This is a genomic window from Lysobacter enzymogenes, assembly GCF_017355525.1.
In the GTDB taxonomy this organism is placed as follows: domain Bacteria; phylum Pseudomonadota; class Gammaproteobacteria; order Xanthomonadales; family Xanthomonadaceae; genus Lysobacter; species Lysobacter enzymogenes_C.
Window position 1 is genome coordinate 4,860,629 of sequence record NZ_CP067395.1, and the last position, 18,609, is coordinate 4,879,237.

Annotated in this window: 17 protein-coding genes; 5 read left to right on the plus strand and 12 right to left on the minus strand. The window is 69.8% G+C overall.

Annotated elements, in window-relative coordinates; genetic code table 11:
- The first annotated feature begins 21 nt into the window (after positions 1-21).
- The gene (locus JHW38_RS20560) at positions 22-681 is read left to right on the plus strand and encodes an ankyrin repeat domain-containing protein (protein ID WP_207523165.1); all 660 of its coding nucleotides are present in this window, start codon (positions 22-24) and stop codon (positions 679-681) included.
- 189 nt (positions 682-870) lie between these two features.
- On the opposite strand, the gene JHW38_RS20565 is transcribed toward JHW38_RS20560, so the two are convergent.
- From JHW38_RS20565 to JHW38_RS20580, 4 genes are all read right to left on the minus strand, one after another.
- The gene (locus JHW38_RS20565; RefSeq protein ID WP_207523166.1) at positions 871-2,682 is read right to left on the minus strand and encodes an endonuclease; all 1,812 of its coding nucleotides are present in this window, start codon (positions 2,680-2,682) and stop codon (positions 871-873) included.
- 220 nt (positions 2,683-2,902) lie between these two features.
- Positions 2,903-3,313, minus strand: coding sequence for a helix-turn-helix transcriptional regulator (locus tag JHW38_RS20570; protein ID WP_207523167.1), 411 nt, complete (start codon positions 3,311-3,313; stop codon positions 2,903-2,905).
- A gap of 399 nt (positions 3,314-3,712) precedes the next feature.
- Positions 3,713-4,081 (minus strand): cupin domain-containing protein, encoded by a 369-nt coding sequence (locus JHW38_RS20575; RefSeq protein WP_207523168.1) that lies wholly within the window; start codon positions 4,079-4,081, stop codon positions 3,713-3,715.
- A gap of 207 nt (positions 4,082-4,288) precedes the next feature.
- Positions 4,289-4,543, minus strand: coding sequence for a hypothetical protein (locus tag JHW38_RS20580; protein WP_207523169.1), 255 nt, complete (start codon positions 4,541-4,543; stop codon positions 4,289-4,291).
- A gap of 98 nt (positions 4,544-4,641) precedes the next feature.
- Here JHW38_RS20580 and JHW38_RS20585 point away from each other — a divergent pair, with 98 nt between their 5' ends.
- The gene (locus JHW38_RS20585) at positions 4,642-5,490 is read left to right on the plus strand and encodes an AraC family transcriptional regulator (RefSeq protein ID WP_207523170.1); all 849 of its coding nucleotides are present in this window, start codon (positions 4,642-4,644) and stop codon (positions 5,488-5,490) included.
- On the opposite strand, the gene JHW38_RS26050 is transcribed toward JHW38_RS20585, so the two are convergent.
- Positions 5,411-5,722, minus strand: a complete 312-nt coding sequence (locus JHW38_RS26050) for a DUF6053 domain-containing protein (protein ID WP_428995262.1) — start codon at positions 5,720-5,722, stop codon at positions 5,411-5,413. The two genes, JHW38_RS20585 and JHW38_RS26050, sit on opposite strands and share 80 nt — an antisense overlap.
- A gap of 172 nt (positions 5,723-5,894) precedes the next feature.
- Between JHW38_RS26050 and JHW38_RS20590 the strand changes: the two genes are divergently transcribed.
- Positions 5,895-6,182 carry a co-chaperone GroES gene (locus JHW38_RS20590; RefSeq protein WP_057946296.1) on the plus strand — a complete coding sequence of 96 codons (288 nt, stop codon included), beginning with the start codon at positions 5,895-5,897 and terminating at the stop codon, positions 6,180-6,182.
- A gap of 133 nt (positions 6,183-6,315) precedes the next feature.
- Positions 6,316-7,956, plus strand: a complete 1,641-nt coding sequence (gene groL, locus JHW38_RS20595) for a chaperonin GroEL (RefSeq protein WP_091804324.1) — start codon at positions 6,316-6,318, stop codon at positions 7,954-7,956.
- A 95-nt stretch (positions 7,957-8,051) separates the two neighbouring features.
- Here groL and JHW38_RS20600 read toward each other — a convergent pair whose 3' ends face one another.
- The 4 genes from JHW38_RS20600 to JHW38_RS20615 form a co-directional block, all read right to left on the minus strand.
- Positions 8,052-8,687 (minus strand): GH25 family lysozyme, encoded by a 636-nt coding sequence (locus tag JHW38_RS20600; RefSeq protein WP_207523171.1) that lies wholly within the window; start codon positions 8,685-8,687, stop codon positions 8,052-8,054.
- An 82-nt stretch (positions 8,688-8,769) separates the two neighbouring features.
- Entirely contained in the window at positions 8,770-10,242 is a 1,473-nt protein-coding gene (locus JHW38_RS20605; protein WP_207523172.1) for a hypothetical protein, read from the minus strand.
- 41 nt (positions 10,243-10,283) lie between these two features.
- Positions 10,284-11,033: a hypothetical protein gene (locus JHW38_RS20610; protein WP_207523173.1), complete on the minus strand. Its 750-nt coding sequence runs from the start codon at positions 11,031-11,033 to the stop codon at positions 10,284-10,286.
- Between the two features lie 9 nt (positions 11,034-11,042).
- The gene (locus JHW38_RS20615; RefSeq protein ID WP_207523174.1) at positions 11,043-11,381 is read right to left on the minus strand and encodes a hypothetical protein; all 339 of its coding nucleotides are present in this window, start codon (positions 11,379-11,381) and stop codon (positions 11,043-11,045) included.
- Between the two features lie 163 nt (positions 11,382-11,544).
- On the opposite strand from JHW38_RS20615, the gene JHW38_RS20620 reads away from it, so the two are divergent.
- Positions 11,545-13,638 (plus strand): esterase/lipase family protein, encoded by a 2,094-nt coding sequence (locus tag JHW38_RS20620; protein ID WP_207523175.1) that lies wholly within the window; start codon positions 11,545-11,547, stop codon positions 13,636-13,638.
- 21 nt (positions 13,639-13,659) lie between these two features.
- On the opposite strand, the gene JHW38_RS20625 is transcribed toward JHW38_RS20620, so the two are convergent.
- The 3 genes from JHW38_RS20625 to JHW38_RS20635 form a co-directional block, all read right to left on the minus strand.
- Positions 13,660-15,129 (minus strand): XVIPCD domain-containing protein, encoded by a 1,470-nt coding sequence (locus JHW38_RS20625; RefSeq protein ID WP_207523176.1) that lies wholly within the window; start codon positions 15,127-15,129, stop codon positions 13,660-13,662.
- Between the two features lie 23 nt (positions 15,130-15,152).
- Entirely contained in the window at positions 15,153-15,638 is a 486-nt protein-coding gene (locus JHW38_RS20630) for a hypothetical protein (protein ID WP_207523177.1), read from the minus strand.
- A 292-nt stretch (positions 15,639-15,930) separates the two neighbouring features.
- Complete coding sequence (locus tag JHW38_RS20635) at positions 15,931-17,907, minus strand: multicopper oxidase family protein (RefSeq protein ID WP_207523178.1); 1,977 nt, start codon at positions 17,905-17,907, stop codon at positions 15,931-15,933.
- Positions 17,908-18,609: the final 702 nt, after the last annotated feature.

Genomic DNA, 18,609 nt, shown 5'->3' on the forward strand with positions numbered 1-18,609 from the left:
GCACGACAAGGACCCGATCCGATGACCCAGAAGATCTTCGCCGCCAGCGGCAACGCCCAGCTGGCCGAGGCGGTGCGCGAAGGCGATACGAAACTGTTGCGCGAGCTGATCGCCGCCGGCGGCAATCCCAACGCCCAGGGCGAGCACGGCGTGACCCTGCTGCAATGGGCGATCCGCAGCGGCAGCCGCTCCGGCTTCGACGCCCTGCTCGCCGCCGGCGCCGACTACCGCCGCAGCGACGAGAGCGGCAACACCGCGCTGCACACCGCCGCGGAATCCTCCAGCGATTATTTTCTCGAACACCTGCTCAAGGCCGGCGCCGACGTCGACACGCCCAACGCGGTGAACCACGCGCCGCCGCTGTTCGCGGCGTTGAAGGCGCGGCGCAAGGACAACATCGCGCATCTGCTGCGCGCCGGCGCCGACCTGCGCGCCGCCGACCGCCAGGGCGGCACCGCGCTGCTGATCGCCGCGCAGATCAACGACACCGCCTCGGTCCTGGCCTTCCTCAAAGCCGGCGCCGACCCGCACGCGCGCGACCGCGCCGGCGCGACGTTCCAGCGCTACCTGTACATGAGCGACGAACGCCTGCTCAAGGGCGAGGCCAAGCGCGACCTCGACGCGATCCAGGATTGGCTGCGCGAGCACAACATCGCGATCGAGGACGGAGTGCAAACCTGAGCGCGGAGGTTTCGTCGCGTCACTGAGGCGCCGCCGCGGATTCGCGGCGGCGTTTTTGTTTTGGTCTGCCTGTCTTTAAAACAGCGGCCTCGGCGCGCAACGCAAACTCCCCCCGCTGAAAAAACGAACGCCCGCATCGCGCGGGCGTTCGTCTTCAAGTCGCCGGTCTACACGGACCGGCGAAACCGATCAGGGAATCAACTGACAATTCGCCGGCTTGGCCGAAGTGAACAATGCCGAGGTCGCCCATTCCGGGTGATCGATGAACGGATTGCGGTTGCCCTGGAAGCTGTAGATCACCTCGTTGCGCTCCTTCTCCGCAGCGTTCGGCGGATCGGCCTGGTGCCATTGCAGCAAGGTGGTCAACAGGCCCATGTAGGCCGGCGAGGACGAGGTGATGACGATCTTGCTGCGGTCGTCGGTCAGCTCCAGGTCCGGTTCGCTCTGGCCGGTGTTGGCGTCGGTGCCGCCTTCGTAGCGGATCGCCATGTACATCACCGCGCGCGCCATGTCGCCCTTGCGCTGGCCCCAGGCTTCGAACGAGCCGGCGTTGCCGTCGGGCGTCTTGAACCAGTTGGAGTTGCCCGGGTAGGCGCCGCTGCCGCCGCCGCTGCCGTTGTTGACCTCGGTGACGCGCTCGCCGCAGCCGCTGCTCAGCGAGCAGTTGGCGTAAGGCTTGTTGCCGCGGTCGGCGTTGTAGGCCGAGTCGGTCAGATACAGCATGTGGGTGTCGGTGTACGGCGCGTTCGGCAGGCCCTTGTTGCCGGTGGCGGTGCCGAAGCCGAGCGAGTTCGGCCAGGTGTGCTCGCGGTTGTACTTCAGGCCGCTGCCGCTGCCGGCGCGGTCGGTGACCTTGACGAAGCTGCGGTTGCGGTAGGCGTCGAGGATGCGGCCGGAGTTGTTCGGATCCTCGTCGGCGATCTCCAGGATGCTCCAGGTGTTGGTGGTGCCGCCGCTGTACGGATAGACCGTGTGGCCCTTGATCGTCTCGTGCAGCGAGCAGCGCAGCTGGCTGGCGCTGGAGGTGTTGACGTGGCTGTAGTAGCCGGTCGGCGTGCCGCCGCCGCCGCTGGCGACGTTGAAATTGACCACGGTGTCGGCGGCCGGGTGGGCGCCGCCGCTGTCGACGACCTTGCTCGCCACCACGGTGAAGGTGCAGGCCTCGCCGGCGTGCAACGCGGTGCCGGTGGACGCGGTGATCGCGGTGCCGCTCGACGGGTAGGTCAGCGCCACCGTGTCCGAAGTCGCGCATTCCAGGAACAGCGCGCCGGCGGCGAGGGTCACCGCCTCGCTGAAGTTCACCGACAGGTCGCCGGCGGACGGGAAGTTGCTCGCGCCCGAGGTCGGCACGGTCGAGGTCACGCTCGGCGGCGTATTCGAGCCCGAACCGGTGAAGGTCTGGCCGTTGTTGCAGGCGCCGAAGGTCTGGGTGGCCGAGTTCTGCCAGGCGAAGTTCGAGTACTGGCTGCCGTTGCCGGACAGCTGCAACGAGGTGCCGGCCGCGGTCGAACCGGATTCGGACACCGGCAGGTTGATGCTGGTCTTGCCCGAGGCGGCGCCGCCGCTGGCGGTGATCTGGCCTTCGTAGCTGAGGAACTGGACCACGTTGCCGGCGCCGTCGACCAGGGCGAAGCCGTCGTTGGGGCCGTTCTGCAGGCCGTTGGTCGGGTAGCTCAGGACGGCGATGCGCGCGGTGCCGCCGCAGGTCACGTTGGAACCGGCCGGCAAGTAGTCGCTGTCGTACTGGGTCGCCGCCGACGGGGTCGAGCCGTTGTACAGCACGATGCGGTAGTCGCTGAGCGTTTCGCCGGCGGTGGCGACGACTTCGATGCGCTCGCCGACGTCGCCCGAGGACGTGGCATCGTCGTAGTGGAATTCGTTGATGAACACCGCGGCGGAGGCCGCCGACGGCAGCAGCGCGGCGATCGCCAGCGCGAGGGCGCCGGTGCGGCGCGCGTACGGAAGCAAAGCGAGGGAACAGCCAGGAACTGACTTGCGCATCGAACGACTCCTTGTGGATGGCGCCGCACGGCCGCGCATGCACGGCGGCCGCGAGTCGGCGGGTGACGACGCGTCCTCCCCAGGACGCGCGTTCGAGTCTAGGCGGCCTTTGTGACATCGCCCGCGACGGGCGGCCAGCGGCGGACAGGAAAAGCGCGACCCGGGTCGCGCTATGACGAATCGGTCTGCGACCGCGGGCACGGCCCGCAGCGGCCGGCGGTCACGCGCCGCCGCGCGCCTTGCCGAGCGCGCGGCTGCGGCCGGTGCGCGATTGCGCCAGTTGTTCGGCGATCTCCACCAGCGGCACCCGCGCGCGCGCCGGCGCTTCGCGGAACGCGGCGATCAGGCGCAGTTCCAGCGGATCGTCGATCAGCAGCGCGTCGGCGGCGGCGACCGAGTCCATCGCCGTGTCCTGCGACAGGTTCATGCGCCCGCGGCCGGTCGCCAGCCATTCGAACTGCACGCCGGTGGCGAGCGCGACCTCGCGCAGGTGGGCGACGTTGGGGAACTTGCCCTGCGCCGACTCCCAGTGCCCGACCGCGCTGCGCTGGACCCCGACGACCGCGCCGAGTTCGGCTTGCGAGAGGCCGGCGTGACGGCGGGCCAGGCGAATGCGCTGCTGTGGCGTCATGTGACCTCCTGCACAAAATTTCAGGGGTTTTTAAGCACTTGCTACCACTGTTCGCCTAGTGAGCGATAGACGCCGTACCCTGTGCGCTTTCGCTGTCATCGATGCCGCGTTGGACCAATGATTACAAGAGCTTGCCGGCTCGAACAAGTGTTCGAGCCAACAGAAGTAGCCTCATTGCAAGGGCCGGCGACTGGCAAGTGTAAAAAGGACTCCGGAAGATGGCGCCACGCTGATACGGACGTCGGCTAACGACACGACGTCGGTTCGGGGGAAAGGGCGCCGGATAGCGCCATGCGCAGGACTGCCGTCTCCGCACCAAAGAGCGCGTTCCACGGGACGCGCTCTTTTCTTTTGTGCGGCGCGGACGTGTCGCGGGGTATCGGTTGCGGTCGCGCGGCGTCAGTCGAGCGGCCGCAACTGCTCGTCGATCGAGCGGGTCTTGTCGGTGATTTCGTCGCCGGTGTGCTGAGTGCTTTTGCGCTCGATCAGCAGCAGATGGCATTCCTCGTCGGCGACCGGATTGTGGCGCACGCCCTTGGGCACGACGAACAGCTCGCCCTCGCCGAGTTCGACCGTGCGTTCCTCCATCTCGATGCGCAGCCGGCCCTTGAGCACGTAGAACAACTCGTCCTCGTCGGCGTGCGCGTGCCAGGCCAGGGTGCCGTGCACGCGCGCGACCTTGACGTAGGCGTCGTCGACTTCGGCGACGACGCGCGGCGACCACAGTTCGGCGAGCGACGCGGCGATGCGGGCGGGGGAGGCGGACATGTGCGGTTCCTGGCGTTGGGCTGGGAGGCGGCGCGAAGCGCGGCGAAGGCAGGGTAATACCACGCCGGCGCGGTCGGGCCATGCGGCGATCGGCAGGGTGCACGGTGTCCGTGGCGAGGGTCCGAGGTTGTTCTGGCCGATGCCGGATCGTGCGGCGAGTTGCGCACGACCCAGGCCAAGGGCCGGTCCGGCCGGCCCTCACGGCAATTACTGCTGCGCTTCGACCCAGGCGCGCAGCGCCGGGTCGCGCACCGCCATCACCTCGAACAAGCCCAGCGCATGCAGCGCCGGCAACACCTCGCGCGCGTCGCGTTCGGCCTGCGCGCGCGCCGGCGCGGGCGCGGTCGGGTCGGCGAGCACGCGCGCGTTGGCCAGGAACGCGGCGACCGAGCCCTTGCGCGCGACGATGCCGCCGACAAGCACTTCGTTCTGGTGACCGGGAAGAATGTCTTCGGCGCGCATGGGGCGGTTCCTGAGGTGTGCGGTTGGGGAGTCCATGCTGGGCCGCGCGGACCCGCTCTGCTACGTTGCAGCGGCCATCCGTCATCGCGTTCCGGCCAATGTCCGATCTTCGATCCGCGCCCGCTGCGTCCGCGCCCGCCGAGTCCGCGCGCGAACGCCTCGCCGCCGCCGATGCGCTCGCCGGCGCCGCGCCGCTGGCGTTCGCGCTGGGCCTGAGCGCGCACGGCGTACGCGAGACGCCCGAGCACGCCCACGCGCGCGGCCAGTTGTTCGGCGCCCACCGCGGCCTGCTCAGCGTCGGCACCGGCCGCGGGCTGTGGCTGGTGCCGGCGAGCGATGCGGTGTGGGTGCCGCCGCACCGGCCGCATTCGCTGCGTTCGCACGGCCCGGCCTTCGACGGCTGGAGCGTGTACGTGGCCGAAGCCGCCTGCGCGGCGCTGCCGGCCGAGCCGTGCGCGTTGGCGGTGTCGCCGCTGCTGCGCGCGGCGGTCGCGCGCGCGGCGCAGTGGCCGTCCGCGGCGGCGCTGGACCCGGCCCAGGAGCGGCTGGCGCAGGTGCTGCTGGACGAGATCGCGCTGGCCTGCGCCAGCGGCGGCCCCGACCGGCTCGGGCTGCCGATGCCGCAGGATCCGCGCCTGCTGCGGGTCGCCCGCGCCCTGGCCGACCAGCCGGCCGACCCGCGCGGCCTGGCCGCCTGGGCCGCGCTCGCGCATCTGTCCGAGCGCAGCCTGACCCGCCATTTCGCCGCCGAAACCGGCTACAGCCTGCTGCAATGGCGGCAGCGCGCGCGGCTGCTGCGGGCGCTGGAGCGGCTGGCGGCGGGGGAGGCGGTGACGACGGTGGCGCTGGAACTGGGCTACGACAGCGTCAGCGCGTTCGCGGCGATGTTCCGGAGGCATCTGGGCGTAGCGCCGACCCAGTACCTGCGCAGGTTGCAGGGGCAATGAGCGGGCGGGTCCGCAGAGGCGGCCGGGAGCGGGCGGACGCCAGGCGACGGCTGTCTGCCGGAGGGCCTTCAGGCCCGGCGCTTTCTTGCCGGACCGCCTCGAACTGAGCCGAACGCGTCGAGCCTGAAGGCCCTCCGCCAGGACAGCCCCCGCCCACAGGAAGGACTATCGCCACGGGGTTTTCCGGGGCCTGCTCCCTCAGCCCGGGCCCGAGCAGCCGAACGGCTGTCACCGACCCGGCGCAGCATTTGTCGCGGCCCCCCTTGAAACCGATCCGGGGCGCCCTATCTCGGCTGAGTCCCGGTTCGACCGGGCGCTTTTGTCCCCGGCATTGGCACTCGCCGGCGACGACTGCTAAAATTCACGTTCTTTATCCACCAATTCAACCACTTACAGAGGTCGCCATGAATCTCAAGCCGCTCCACGACCGCGTTGTCGTCAAGCCGATCGAAGCCGATGAAGTCTCCGCCGGCGGCATCATCATCCCCGACGCCGCCAAGGAAAAGTCGACCAAGGGCGAAGTCGTCGCCGTCGGCCCGGGCAAGGCGCTGGACAACGGCAGCGTGCGCGCGCCGCAGCTGAAGGTCGGCGACAAGGTCATCTACGGCCAGTACGCGGGCAGCAGCTACAAGCAGGACGGCATCGAGTACAAGGTCCTGCGCGAAGACGACGTTCTGGCGATCGTGGGCTAAGAGCCGGGAATCGGGATCGGAGATTCGGGATTCGCAAAAGCGCATGCGCTGCGATTCCGATGTCCGTCCCGTCTCCGCGAAAGCGCTCTAGCTGATCCCAAATCCCCAATCTCAAATCCCGGAGTTCGCAACAATGGCTGCCAAAGAAATTCGTTTCGGTGAAGACGCCCGCGCCAAGATGGTGCGCGGCGTCAACGTGCTCGCCAACGCCGTCAAGGCCACCCTCGGTCCGAAGGGCCGCAACGTCGTGCTCGAGAAGAGCTTCGGCGCGCCGACGATCACCAAGGACGGCGTGTCCGTCGCCAAGGAAATCGAGCTGGCCGACAAGTTCGAGAACATGGGCGCGCAGATGGTCAAGGAAGTCGCTTCCAAGACCTCCGACAACGCCGGCGACGGCACCACCACCGCGACCGTGCTGGCCCAGGCGCTGATCCGCGAAGGCATGAAGGCGGTCGCCGCCGGCATGAACCCGATGGACCTCAAGCGCGGCATCGACAAGGCCGTGACCGAGGCCGTGGTCGAGCTGAAGAAGCTGTCCAAGCCGTCCTCGACCTCGAAGGAAATCGCCCAGGTCGGCGCGATCTCGGCCAACTCCGACCACAACATCGGCGACCTGATCGCTCAGGCGATGGACAAGGTCGGCAAGGAAGGCGTCATCACCGTCGAAGACGGTTCGGGCCTGGAGAACGAACTCGACGTGGTCGAGGGCATGCAGTTCGACCGCGGCTACCTGTCGCCGTACTTCATCAACAACCAGCAGTCGATGCAGGCCGAACTGGACGATCCGTTCATCCTGCTGCACGACAAGAAGATCTCCAACGTGCGCGACCTGCTGCCGGTGCTGGAAGGCGTCGCCAAGGCCGGCAAGCCGCTGCTGATCGTCGCCGAGGAAGTCGAAGGCGAAGCGCTGGCGACCCTGGTGGTCAACACCATCCGCGGCATCGTCAAGGTCTGCGCCGTGAAGGCTCCGGGCTTCGGCGACCGCCGCAAGGCGATGCTGGAAGACATGGCCGTGCTGACCGGCGGCACCGTGATCTCCGAGGAAGTCGGCCTGCAGCTCGAGAAGGCGACCATCAAGGATCTCGGCCGCGCCAAGAAGATCCAGGTCTCCAAGGAAAACACCACCATCATCGACGGCGCGGGCGAGAGCTCGGGCATCGAAGCGCGCATCAAGCAGATCAAGGCGCAGATCGAGGAGACCTCTTCGGACTACGACCGCGAGAAGCTGCAGGAGCGCGTGGCCAAGCTCGCCGGCGGCGTCGCGGTGATCAAGGTCGGCGCCGCCACCGAAGTCGAGATGAAGGAAAAGAAGGCCCGCGTCGAAGACGCGCTGCACGCCACCCGCGCTGCCGTGGAAGAAGGCATCGTCCCGGGCGGCGGCGTCGCGCTGATCCGCGCCAAGGCCGCGATCGGCGGTCTGAAGGGCATCAACGAAGACCAGAACCACGGCATCGCCATCGCCCTGCGCGCGATGGAAGCGCCGCTGCGCGAGATCGTGACCAACGCCGGCGAAGAACCGTCGGTCATCCTCAACAAGGTCATCGAAGGCAAGGGCGCCTACGGCTACAACGCCGCCACCGGCGAATACGTCGACATGATCGAGGCCGGCATCCTGGATCCGACCAAGGTCACCCGCACCGCGCTGCAGAACGCCGCGTCGATCGCCGGTCTGATGATCACGACCGAAGCGATGGTCGCCGAGCTGCCGAAGAAGGACGAGCCGGCGATGCCGGGCGGCGGCGGCATGGGCGGCATGGGCGGCATGGACTTCTAAGTCCGAAGCGCCCGCTGTCTTGAGCGAAACGAAAAGCCCCGCAGCGATGCGGGGCTTTTCTTTTGCGTCTCGATCGGCTCCGGCGCGCGCGGCGCTCAGGGCTGGAAGCGCGAGCGGCTCCACTCGACCAGCTGGGCCACGCTGGTTCCGGCGTACACGTCCTGGTCGACCTCGCCGGCGACGCCGCCGACGCTGCCTTGTTGCGAGTACTGCCAGAACGTCCACGCGTTCCAGCCGGTCGGCAGGGTCGGCGCGGCGACGCCGTATTCGGCGATCCACAGCGGGTAGCGGCCGAAGTCGGCGCTGACGTCGTTGTTCCAGAACGAGAGGTTGGTGTAGATCATCGGCGTGCGGCCCAGCGCCTGTTCGACCGCGTTCAACCAGACCTGCAGGTTGGCGGCGACGCCGCGGCCCTCGTAGTCGCCGTTGCTGGATTCGATGTCGATCACCGGCGGCAGGTCGCCGGCGTCGAGCGCGCCGACCGTGGCGACGAAATGGCCGGCCTGGGCGACCGGGTCGTCGCCGGTTTCGTAGAAGTGGTACGCGCCGCGCGCCAGCCCGGCGGCGCGCATGCCTTGCCAGTTGGCCTGGAAATCCGGGTCGGTGTAGGTGATGCCGTCGGTGGCCTTGGCGAACGCGAAGGCGATGCCGGCGGCGGCGACCGCGGACCAGTCGACCTGGCCCTGGTAGTGGGAGACGTCGATTCCCTGCAGATGGCCGGCAACGTTCATGGCGGTTCCTGTGCGGTGGGCGGAAGGCGGGCTCGGGTGCTTCAACGCTGCGCCGCGAGCGGCGTGAAGCGGCCGCGCGCGCTCACATGATCTCGTCGAGCAGCGCGCGGTTGAGCGGGATCACGTACGCGGCCATGTCCAGTACCGTGTGGTTCGCGGTCGCTCTGGAATTGGCGAATTCCTCGATCACGCTGACGCACTGGTCGCGCTGGCGCCGCGGCAGGAAGCGCAAGATCGGCACCAGCCGGCGATGGCCGATGGTGCGCCACAGCGCGACCGAGTCCAGGCCGGCCATCCAGCGGCCGGCGTCCTCCTCGCGCAGGGCCAGCGCCGGATGGCCGCCGATCGCGCGCACGTCCTGGTTGCGCAGCTGCTTGATGTGGCGGTTCGCGCTCAGGCGGCTGTTGGAATGGGCGTGGCCGACTTCGCCGCTGGCCGGGCCGTAGCTGGTCGGCACGTCCTTGGCCGCGGCGCCGAAGCCGAAACCCGACAGCAACTGCTCCTGGTCCTGCAGGTCCTCGGCGAGGATGCTGAGGGTGCGCATCCGGGTGCCGCCGAGCAGCGACTCGCACGGGAAGAAATAGCCGAACACGGCGAACACCCGCTCGTGCAGCGCTTCGTACTGGTCGCGGCGCTGGCGCGCCGCCAGCGCGCGGTCGACGGCCTCGATCAATTCCGGCGCGACGTCCAGGTCGGTGTCCGGCTCCAGCGCCAGCATCACCTGCGGCAGGATCATTTCGTCGACCAGATGGATCGAGGTGATCTCGTGCCGCTGCAGGCGCTCGATGTCGTGGCGGAAGTTCGCCGACAGGCCGAAGCCGTTGACGCCGCCGCCGCCGTTGGCGTTGTGGATGCTGCGGGTATGCAGCTCGTGCAGCACCCGGCTGGCGGTGGCGCTGACGGTCCAGCGCATGCTGAAGGCGACGCCGCCGGAATGCGGGCGCCGCTGCGGATGCCGGTAGACCACCGGCGACTGGGTCGAGCGCGCGCCGAACTCGACCGCGCTCGGGTCGGCGCCGAAGCGCAGCCCGCGGTCGAGCCGGCGCGCGGTGAACAGCGCGCGCACCGCGTCCAGCGGCAGCGCGGTGAACTCGTCGGGCGTGCCCACGGTGAACGGCGCGAGCGCGACCTGCAACTGCGCGAGCAGGTCCGGCGCGTCGGCGTCGTTGCGCAGGCCCCAGGCGGCTTCGGTCGGCGTCGCGGTCGGCACGGTCGGGGTCGGCACCGGGCGCGGGGCCGGCTTGGGCTCCGGTTCCGGTTCCGGTTCCGGCTCAGGTTCCGGCTCAGGTTCCGGCTCGGGCTCGGGTTCTTCGACCGGCGCGGCGCGCGCCGGCCGCACCCGCACCGTGCTGCCGTCGCCGATCAGTTCCGCGATCGTGGTTTCGGTCTCGGTGTCCGGGTCCAGGTTGGTGTTGCCGACCAGGAAGCGCTCGCCCGGGGTCATCCCGGCGCGCTCGGCCAACTGCTCGCGCAGCTGCGCCAGCACCGTCTCCGGGTTCATGCGCAGGACGATGTCGCGGTCGGAATCGCCTTCGAATGCGATGGTGAGGAGCATGCGGATGTTCTCGTGTGCGCAAGGCGGGCCAGGAGCGACGCTCAATCGGCGTCGATCACGAAGAAGTGCACGCGCAGCAGGCCGATGCGTTGCCGCAGCGGGTCGTTCTCGGCCTGCACTTGGATGCGTTCGAAGCGCTGCTCGGCGCTGCCGTCGGCCCAGATCACGCCGGCGTTGACCCGCGCCGCGGCCTCGCCGCCGTCGGGCGCCGCGCGCACGACGCCGGCGCGCACGCCCGCCATCGGCAGCGAGGGCGGGCGCGGGAAGCGCAGGTGGCGTTCGTCGAACACGCGGCCGGCGACGGGATCGAGGAACTGGCGCACTTCCCAGGTCGAGACCTCGCAAGTCCACAGCCGCTGCAAGGCGTCGCGGTCGTGCGAATCGCTGAGCCGCGCGCGCATCAGGTCGACGGTGATGAGCCGGTTGTCGCGCTGGAACCGGCGCACGGTGGCGCTGCGGAAATTGCCGGGCTCGGGACGGCCGACCGCGTACAGCCGGTCGACCACCGGATCGGCGCCGGTCGCGATGCGGAAGCCGAAACCCAGGCCCAGCTCCGCGCGCGAGCGCACCTCGATCGACAACGCCGCGCCGCGGGTGGCCGCGACCACGTTCGGGAACAGCCGGTCCGGCGCGATGCGCAGGCGCGCGTCGGTGAACATGCGCACCTGCGCGCCCTGGTTGCGCAGCTGCGCGTCGGGGTCTTCGGCGTTGAGGCCGAAGCGCACGGACAAGGCTTCGTTGTCGTACAGCCAATCGGCGGGTTCGCCGTCGAGGTCGTGGGAGCTGGACATGGCCGGGCCTCAGGTGCGGCGGACGGTGAAACTCAAGGTGGTGCCGCGCACGGTGAAGGTGGCGGTCTGGCCGTTCGGCGCGTAGGCGACCGACGGCCCGTTGCGGGTGCGGCCGGCGACCGCGCTGACTCGCGGAAACACCCGGTCGCCGACCTGCAGCGCCTGGTCGCCGAAGCGCAGCTGGGCCAGGTCGATGGAGCGGATCTGGTTGATCGGGAAGCGGCCGCTGGCGCCGGCGCGGCCGCCGTTGGCGCGCTCGATCGCGAAGCTCATGACGAAGCCTGCGTTGTTGGCGCAGGCGATGTGCTGGACGAACAGCTCGGTCTCGCCGGATTCGGAAGGATTCATGACGGGCGCCTCGGATGACGGAAAAGGGCGACGGCGGTTGCAACAACGTCAACGACCGTCGGGGCGGTGTGTGAGCGAACGTGGGTCGCCGCCGGGGCGCGGCATTTACTAGCGGTCGTGCGGGCTCGACAATGCCGCCGATTCCCCCCGGATCGGATGGCCTATGCGTGGCTTGGTCGGCTTGCTGTCGTTGCTGTTGCTGCTGACCGGCAGCGGCTGCGCTGTGGTCAAGGTTAAGGAACGCGGTTTCGGCGACTACGCGGCCGAACGCAATCTCGATGCGCTCAGCGGCGGCCGGCTCAGCGCGGCCGCGTCCTCGGCGCTGAGCTCGGCCGGGCTCGACCCGGCCGCCTGCGCGCGCGAGCCCGAGCCGTGCATCGGTGCGCTGCGCCCGCTGGCGTCGGCGGAAGAATGGCTGGCGACCTCGGCCGAACTGGAGCTGCTGCGCATGAACGCGCTGCCGGCGACCGTCGGCAAGGCCGCCGAAGCCGACGCGTTCGCGCGCCGCAATGCGACCAAGCCGGAGCCGGCGCGGATCGACCCGGCCGCGATCGCCGCCGACCCGCGCACCCGCGCCGCGGTCGCCACCGCGCGCTACGCCTACGCCTACCTGTTCGCGACCGCGCGCACGCCCGAGCAGCGCGTGTTCGAGGCGCGCCAGCAGCAGGTGCTGCAGTACTACAACCGCGCGGTCGAGGCGATCGCCCAGGCCGCGTTCGAAGCCGGCGGCGGCGAAGCCGGGGCGACGCCGCTGCAGGTCGGCGGCTTGCGGCTGAGCATCGCCCTGCACGGTTACGAAGCCTCGGAAATCCAGCAGACGCCGGAAGCCCTGCTCGCCTCCGACACGCTCGGCTTCGCCAACCTGCGCGCGGTGTACCGGCGCGACGGCTTCGGCACCGGGCTGGTGGCGGTGTTTCCGCGCCGCCATCGCAGCAACGTGATCGCCGACGACGGCGCCGCGGCGGCGCTGTCGAAAACGCCACCTACCGACGGACATGCCGCGGCCAGCGCGGTCTCGCGCGGCGGCGGCGCGGCCGTCGCCGATGCGCAGGACGCCGATGCGGGCCAGGACGTGCCTTACCGCGACACCCGTTATCTGCCGGTCACCGCGACCCTGCGCTTCGAAGGCGACGGCCTCGACGCGGTGCTGGCTACGGCGCAGGCGAGCATGGACGTCTACAACCCGTACCGCATCGACAGCGAGACCATCGCCGGGCGCAAGGTGCCGCTGGCGGCGAACTATTCGGCCGCCTACGGCGTGTGGCTGGCGCGCTCGGAACTGGCGCGGCTGAGCCTGACCAGCCTGCTGCGGCCCAAGCAGGCGCGCGCGTTCAAGCCGCGCGTGTATCTCAACCAGCCCTACGATCCGAACAAGCGCGTGATCGTGCTGATCCACGGCCTGGCCAGCAGCCCGGAGGCCTGGGTCAACCTGGCCAACGAACTGCTCGGCGACGAAACCCTGCGCCGCCGCTATCAGCTGTGGCAGGTGTTCTATCCGACCAACCTCGGCATGCTCTCCAACCGCGCCGCGATCGAATCGGCGCTGCGCCAGACCTTCGCCCACTACGACCCGCAGGGCGACGACGCCGCCAGCCACGACGCGGTGCTGGTCGGCCACAGCATGGGCGGGGTGATCGGGCGGCTGCTGCTGAGCGACAGCGGCGAAAAGGTCCTGGACGCATCGCTGGCTCCGCTCGACGCCAAGGCCGCGCAGCGCCTGCGCGACGATCCGGCGGTGCGCGAGCTGACCGTGTTCCGGCCGATGCCGCAGTTCGGCCGCGCGGTGTTCATGGCCTCGCCGCAGCGCGGCGCGGTGGTCACCGACGGCTGGCCGCTGCGGATGGTGCGCAAGCTGATCCGGCTGCCGTTCGACGTGCTGCGCGAGACCGCCGAACTGATCCAGCGCAACGACGTCGACAGCGCCGAACTCGAACGCATCGGCTTCCGCAAGGGCCGCCCGCCGACCGGGCCGGACGACCTGAGCCCGAATTCGCTGTTCATGCGCAGCACCCGCGACCTGGCGATCGAACCGGGCCTGCCGTACCACGTGATCGTCGCCCAGCGCGATCCGAAACTGCCGCTGGCGCAGTCCAGCGACGGCGTGGTGCCGTACCAAAGCGCGCACCTGGAAGGCGCGGTCTCGGAAAAAGTGGTCGAATCCGGCCATAGCGTGCAGGAGACGCCGCAGGCGATCGCCGAACTGCGGCGGATCCTGCACGAGGACATGGCGACGTACGAAAGCCGCGGCAAGCGCTGAGCGCCGCCGCGGCGGCGCGGCTCAGCGGTGCGCGGGCTGCGGTTGCGCCTGGGTCTGGGTTTCGTTCTGCGCTGGCGCTGGCGTCGGCGCTTCGCGCGGCAGCGCCGACAACTGCCGGCTCGATTCCTCCACCGGCGTGCGCAGCGCGTCCTGCATCGCGACGCCCGCGCGGCGGTGCGCGGGATCGTCGAGCCCGCCCTGGACCACGAACACGCTGCGGCCCGAACCGACGTCGGCGCCGATCACGACATGGTCGGCGCGCTCGATGCCGCCGCGTCGCGCCTCCACGGTCAGGGCCGCGGCGAGGCGCTCGCTTTCCTGCGCGTTGCGGTGCAAGGGATGCCCCTGCGCGCCGAGCTTGTCGTGGATGCTCTGGTACAGCGCGTGGTCGGGATGTTGCGGGCTGCGCAGGTCCGACGCGGGCAGCGCGGGCGCCCCGGCCGGCGCCGCAACGGACGCGACCGCCGGTGCCGCGGCGGTCGGGCGGTTGTTGCGGACGTAGTCGTGCGAATCGATGGTGTGGTCGAAGTTCGACAGCTCCGGCCGGCGGCCGCCGACATCGTAGTAGGGCAGGCGCTCGCCGGCGTGGCGGCCGAGGTTGATGCCGTTGCGCTCGAGCGTGCGTTCGCTCAGGCCGAGCGCGCGCATGTCGATTTCCACCCGCGGCGCGTTCGCGGGCGCGTGCCCGCGATCGAGTTCCAGCTGGGCGAGTTCGCCGATGTAGCGCGCGCCGTACAGATTGCTGTAATCCGAGCCGCCGCGATAACCGAGCCGCGCGTCGCTGGCCGACTTGCCGAAGTAGTACTCGCCCATCGCGCGGACGTTGGCGGCGTTGTCCGGCGAAATCGACTGGTCGGCCTCCAGCGTCAGGTTGCGCTTGAGCCGGTACGAAGGATTGCTGTCGGAGCCGGTCTGTTCGATGAAATCGGCCGCGCGCGGCGAGGACTTGTAGATGTCTTCCAGGGTCAGGTTGGAATCGGTCTCGCGCAGCGCGCCGACCATCGCGTTCCAGCCCTGGATATGCGCGCGCGCTTCGTTGTCGCGATGCGCCTGCAGCACCGTCGTCAGCGCCGGCGTGTAGTTGTGGACCGGCGCGTCGCTGGCGGCCAGCGTGCGCGCCTGGTCGGTGAAGGCCTGGCGCGCCTGGTCCATCGGCGTCTGGGTCTGGCCCGGCGCGATCCGTCCGTGCTGCACTTCGTGGCCGAGCACGAAGGTCATGTTGTTGGCGTCGTACTTGTTGGTCAGGTCGTCCAGGCCCAAGGCCATCGTGCGGTTGCGCGAATCGAAGCTGCCGCCGGCATGCGGGTCGCTCTTGAGTTCGAAACGCCGCAGCTCGTGGCTGTCGGCCGCCGCGTTCAATTGCCGGGTCAGCGCCGGCGAGCGCACGATCGCCGCCTCCAGGTTGCGCGCGGCTTCCGCGGTGACGCCGGTTTGGCGTGCGAACTCGTCCAGGCGTGCGCGCAATTCCGTACCGATGGGTTCGGCGCTCATGCTGCCTCCTTGCGTTGCCGGCGTTATTCGACCGTGATCAGGCTGACGCACTCGTGCTCGTAGGCGTCGTCGGATTCGGCGCGGGTGTAGATGCGGATCCACAGCTGCGGGCGCTGGAAGCTCCAGCCCAGCGGGCGGTCGTGCTCGGCCGACATCGGGCTGCGCTGGTAACCCAGGCCTTCCAGGGTCTTCGCGTAGCGCTCGAAATCGGGGCGGCAGATCGCGCTGGCGTCGGCGTCGTCGCGCTTGCGCCGGTACTCGAAGCGCAATTGCTGGCGCTGCGAACCCGCCGGCACCAGCAACTCAAGCGAGTAACCCCAATCCGGCCCGAGAGAAGCGCCGGTGCGGGCGCTGTTTTCGGAGCGTTGCAGGCTCCAGCCGGTGTCGCGCTCGATCCGTTCGGCGCTGAGCTGCTCGCGCGCGCTCAGGCCGGCGAGCAGTTTCAACACGGTTTCGCCGACGGCTTCGGCGTCGGCCTTGCGGCCGGGAGATTCGTCGGAAGGATTCATCCTGGACTCCTTGACGGGCGCCTGGGCCGGACCGGCCGCGGCGCAGGCGCTCAACAACGCGACGCTCAATGCGCAGGCGAGCGCCGGGGCGGTTCGGCCGGAAGCGATACAGGCTGGGCGAAAGCGGAAAGGCATCCGGGGCGTCCTGCGTGCGTCGGCTCGGTATAGATCAAACCGCAGGCGCGGGCAAGCGGCAGCGCGAATCGACGCGCGAATCGTGGATTTTTTGCCCACGGCCGGCTGGCGAACCGGTCGGGCCCCGCGCGCGGCGGAGCCCGACCGCACACCGCGATCAATGGTGCGAGTTGGCCGAAATGCCGCCGCCCTTGCCGTCCGGCACCAGCATGCGCACGTTCTGCATCATGCCGCGGTCCTCGTGGTCGAGGATGTGGCAGTGCAGGACGTACTCGCCGATGTAGCGCTCGTAGCGCGAACGGATCACCACGTTGTAGCCCTGCTTGACGAACAAGGTGTCCTTCCAGGTGTTGCGCAGGTTGGCGTACTGCGGATCGTTGGGCTCGCCGCTGACGCTGACGTCCTTGCCGCTGGGGTCGTAGATCGCCACGACCTGGAACGGATTGACGTGGATGTGGAAGGGATGGCCGCCGCGCTTGGAGGTCAGCGTCCATTCCTCGGTGCGGCCCAGGATCAGGTCGCGCGCTTGCTTGGGCGCGTAGGAGTTGCCGTCGACCTGGTACTGATCGTCGTCGGTGATGTTGAAGTACAGCTCCTGATTGCCGTTGACTTCGCTCTTGGGAATGTCGCGATGCGGTACGAACGCGCCCAGGCGCAGGCCGTCGCGCAGCTCGGCCAGCACGCGCGGCTTCACTTCGTTGGGCATGTTGCGTTCGGCCGAAGCGGTGAGCTGTTGCAGGATCAGCGCGCGCGGTTCGAACGCCGGTGCGAACGGCCCGGCGACTTCGGCGATGCCGAGCAGCTGACGGTCTTCCGCGGCCTGGGTGACGCTGGCGCTGGCCGGCGCGGCGGCGTCGATCACGCAGTAGCGCCCGGGGGTGGGGAACACCACCAGCACGTCGCTGCGATAGCCCGGTTGCAGCACGTTCTCGCGCTTCTCGATGATCTGGCCATGGGTGAGTCCGTCGGCCGCGACTTCGAACTGGCTCAGGACCGGGCCGGTGCAGTTCTTGCTCACCCAGTTCTCCAGCGCGACGCCGGCCAGCCCGACCGGCGCCGCGACCCGCGCGTTGAGCGCGCGCAATTGCAGGTTGACGGTGTCGCGCACGCCGGCGTGCAGCAAGCGCCAGCGTTCGAGCTTGCCGGCCTGCAGGCCGGTGAAGGTCGGCAGCACCACGCCGTTGACGCTGGTGTAGCGGCCGGACTTCTGCCAGGTGCCGAAACCGAACTGGTCGTCGTAGTTGTCGATGCGGCCGATGTCGCCCGGATCGCAGATCCAGTTGCCCTTGGCGTCGGTCTTGATCTTGCCGGCGCTGTTGCGGCAGGCGTAGGCGACCTGCTGGAACATCAGCAGGCGCTCGGCCATCGGCTGGTCGGACGAGGCCTCGCGCAGCAGGGTGTCGAGGTCGCCGTTGCGGGTCGGCGAGGGCAGGCGCGCGCCGCGCACGAGCAGCGCGCCGGCCATGCCGCTGGAAACCTGCAGCGCGGTCGAGCCGTGCAGGTGCGGGTGATACCAGAAGGTGCCGGCGGGGTGGTCGGCCGGCAGGTTGTACTCGTATTCGAACGACACGCCCGGGTGCAGGGTCAGCATGACGTTGTCGCTGTTGCCGGACGGGCTGACCCACAGACCGTGCGAATGCAGGTTGGTGGAGTTGAAGCAATGCGGCGTGTTGAGGCTGGGCTGGGCGCAGTCGGGTTCGGGGTCGAGTCCGTTCTTGAGCGCGATGCGCACGGTTTCGCCGGGCGCGGTGACCACGGTCGGGGCGACGAAGGGAATGTTCGGATCGGTGCCGGGGCTTTTATAGGAGCGCAGTTCGACCGTGTCGTTGCGCTGCGTGGCCGGATTCCAGATCTTCGAAGTGGTCAGGCCGATGACGAGGTCGAGCTTGGCCTCGCGCGTGTCGAGCGGACGCGCGCCGGCGCTGGTCAGCAGCTTCTGCGCGGTCTCGGGCGCGTCGGTGGAGCGCAGCATGCGCGCCAGCACCGGCGGCGCGGCGACGCGCAGCGCGGCGGCGTCCTCGGCCGGCGCGGCGCTCTGCTGGGCCAGCGCCGCGCCGTGCGCGGCGAAAGCCAGGCACAGCGCCAGCGCGGTGCGTTGGTGGCGAATGCGGGCGGAAGAAACGGAAGTGTTCATGCGGAACCCCTGTTGGCATGAAGCGTGCCGTCGCGGCACGGTGTACCGGCGTGCGCGGCGCGGACGGGCGCGTCGCGCCGCATCGGCGGCTGAGCGGATCGGTGAGTCGGTTGCGGGTGTCGCCTGCATCGCCGCGCGCCGCAGACGCTGCGGCGCGGACGGAGCGCGCGGCCGCGGGGCCGACCCGAAGCCGCGAGGAACGAAGTGCGTGCGATTCCGCGGCGAAATGCGAACCCGTTCGCACCGCGCGTTCCGCCGCGGTCTCGAGTGCGTGCCGTCGTCGTCGCGACGGCCGTTCGCGCTCGCTTGATGAACGGCGAAAGCTTGAGCCGCAGGACAGTGCGCAGCGTCGCGCGCTGCACTCGGGTGCGGGCTCCAGCGTTGTCCGCTGCGCGCGTCGGCGTCGGCGATCGATGCGCTGGCTTTACGGAGGCGCGAAGTGTGCGGTCGTGCGGCGACGCGGACGTTCGCTGTCGGCGAGTCGATGGCCGCGGGCGGCCGGCGATGCGTCGTTGCCGGCCGCACGGCAGACGCTCGCGAACGCTGCGGGAACGCGCCGGCCGTCACCGCCCGCTGTCGCCGGCTTGGGCCGGATCGACGGCATCGCCGGTTCCCGGCCTGCGCGCCAGGGCACGCACGACCTGCGACCGCCGCCACGGCTGCGACCCGGTTTGGCGCAAATTGCGCGGGCCTCGCCTATTC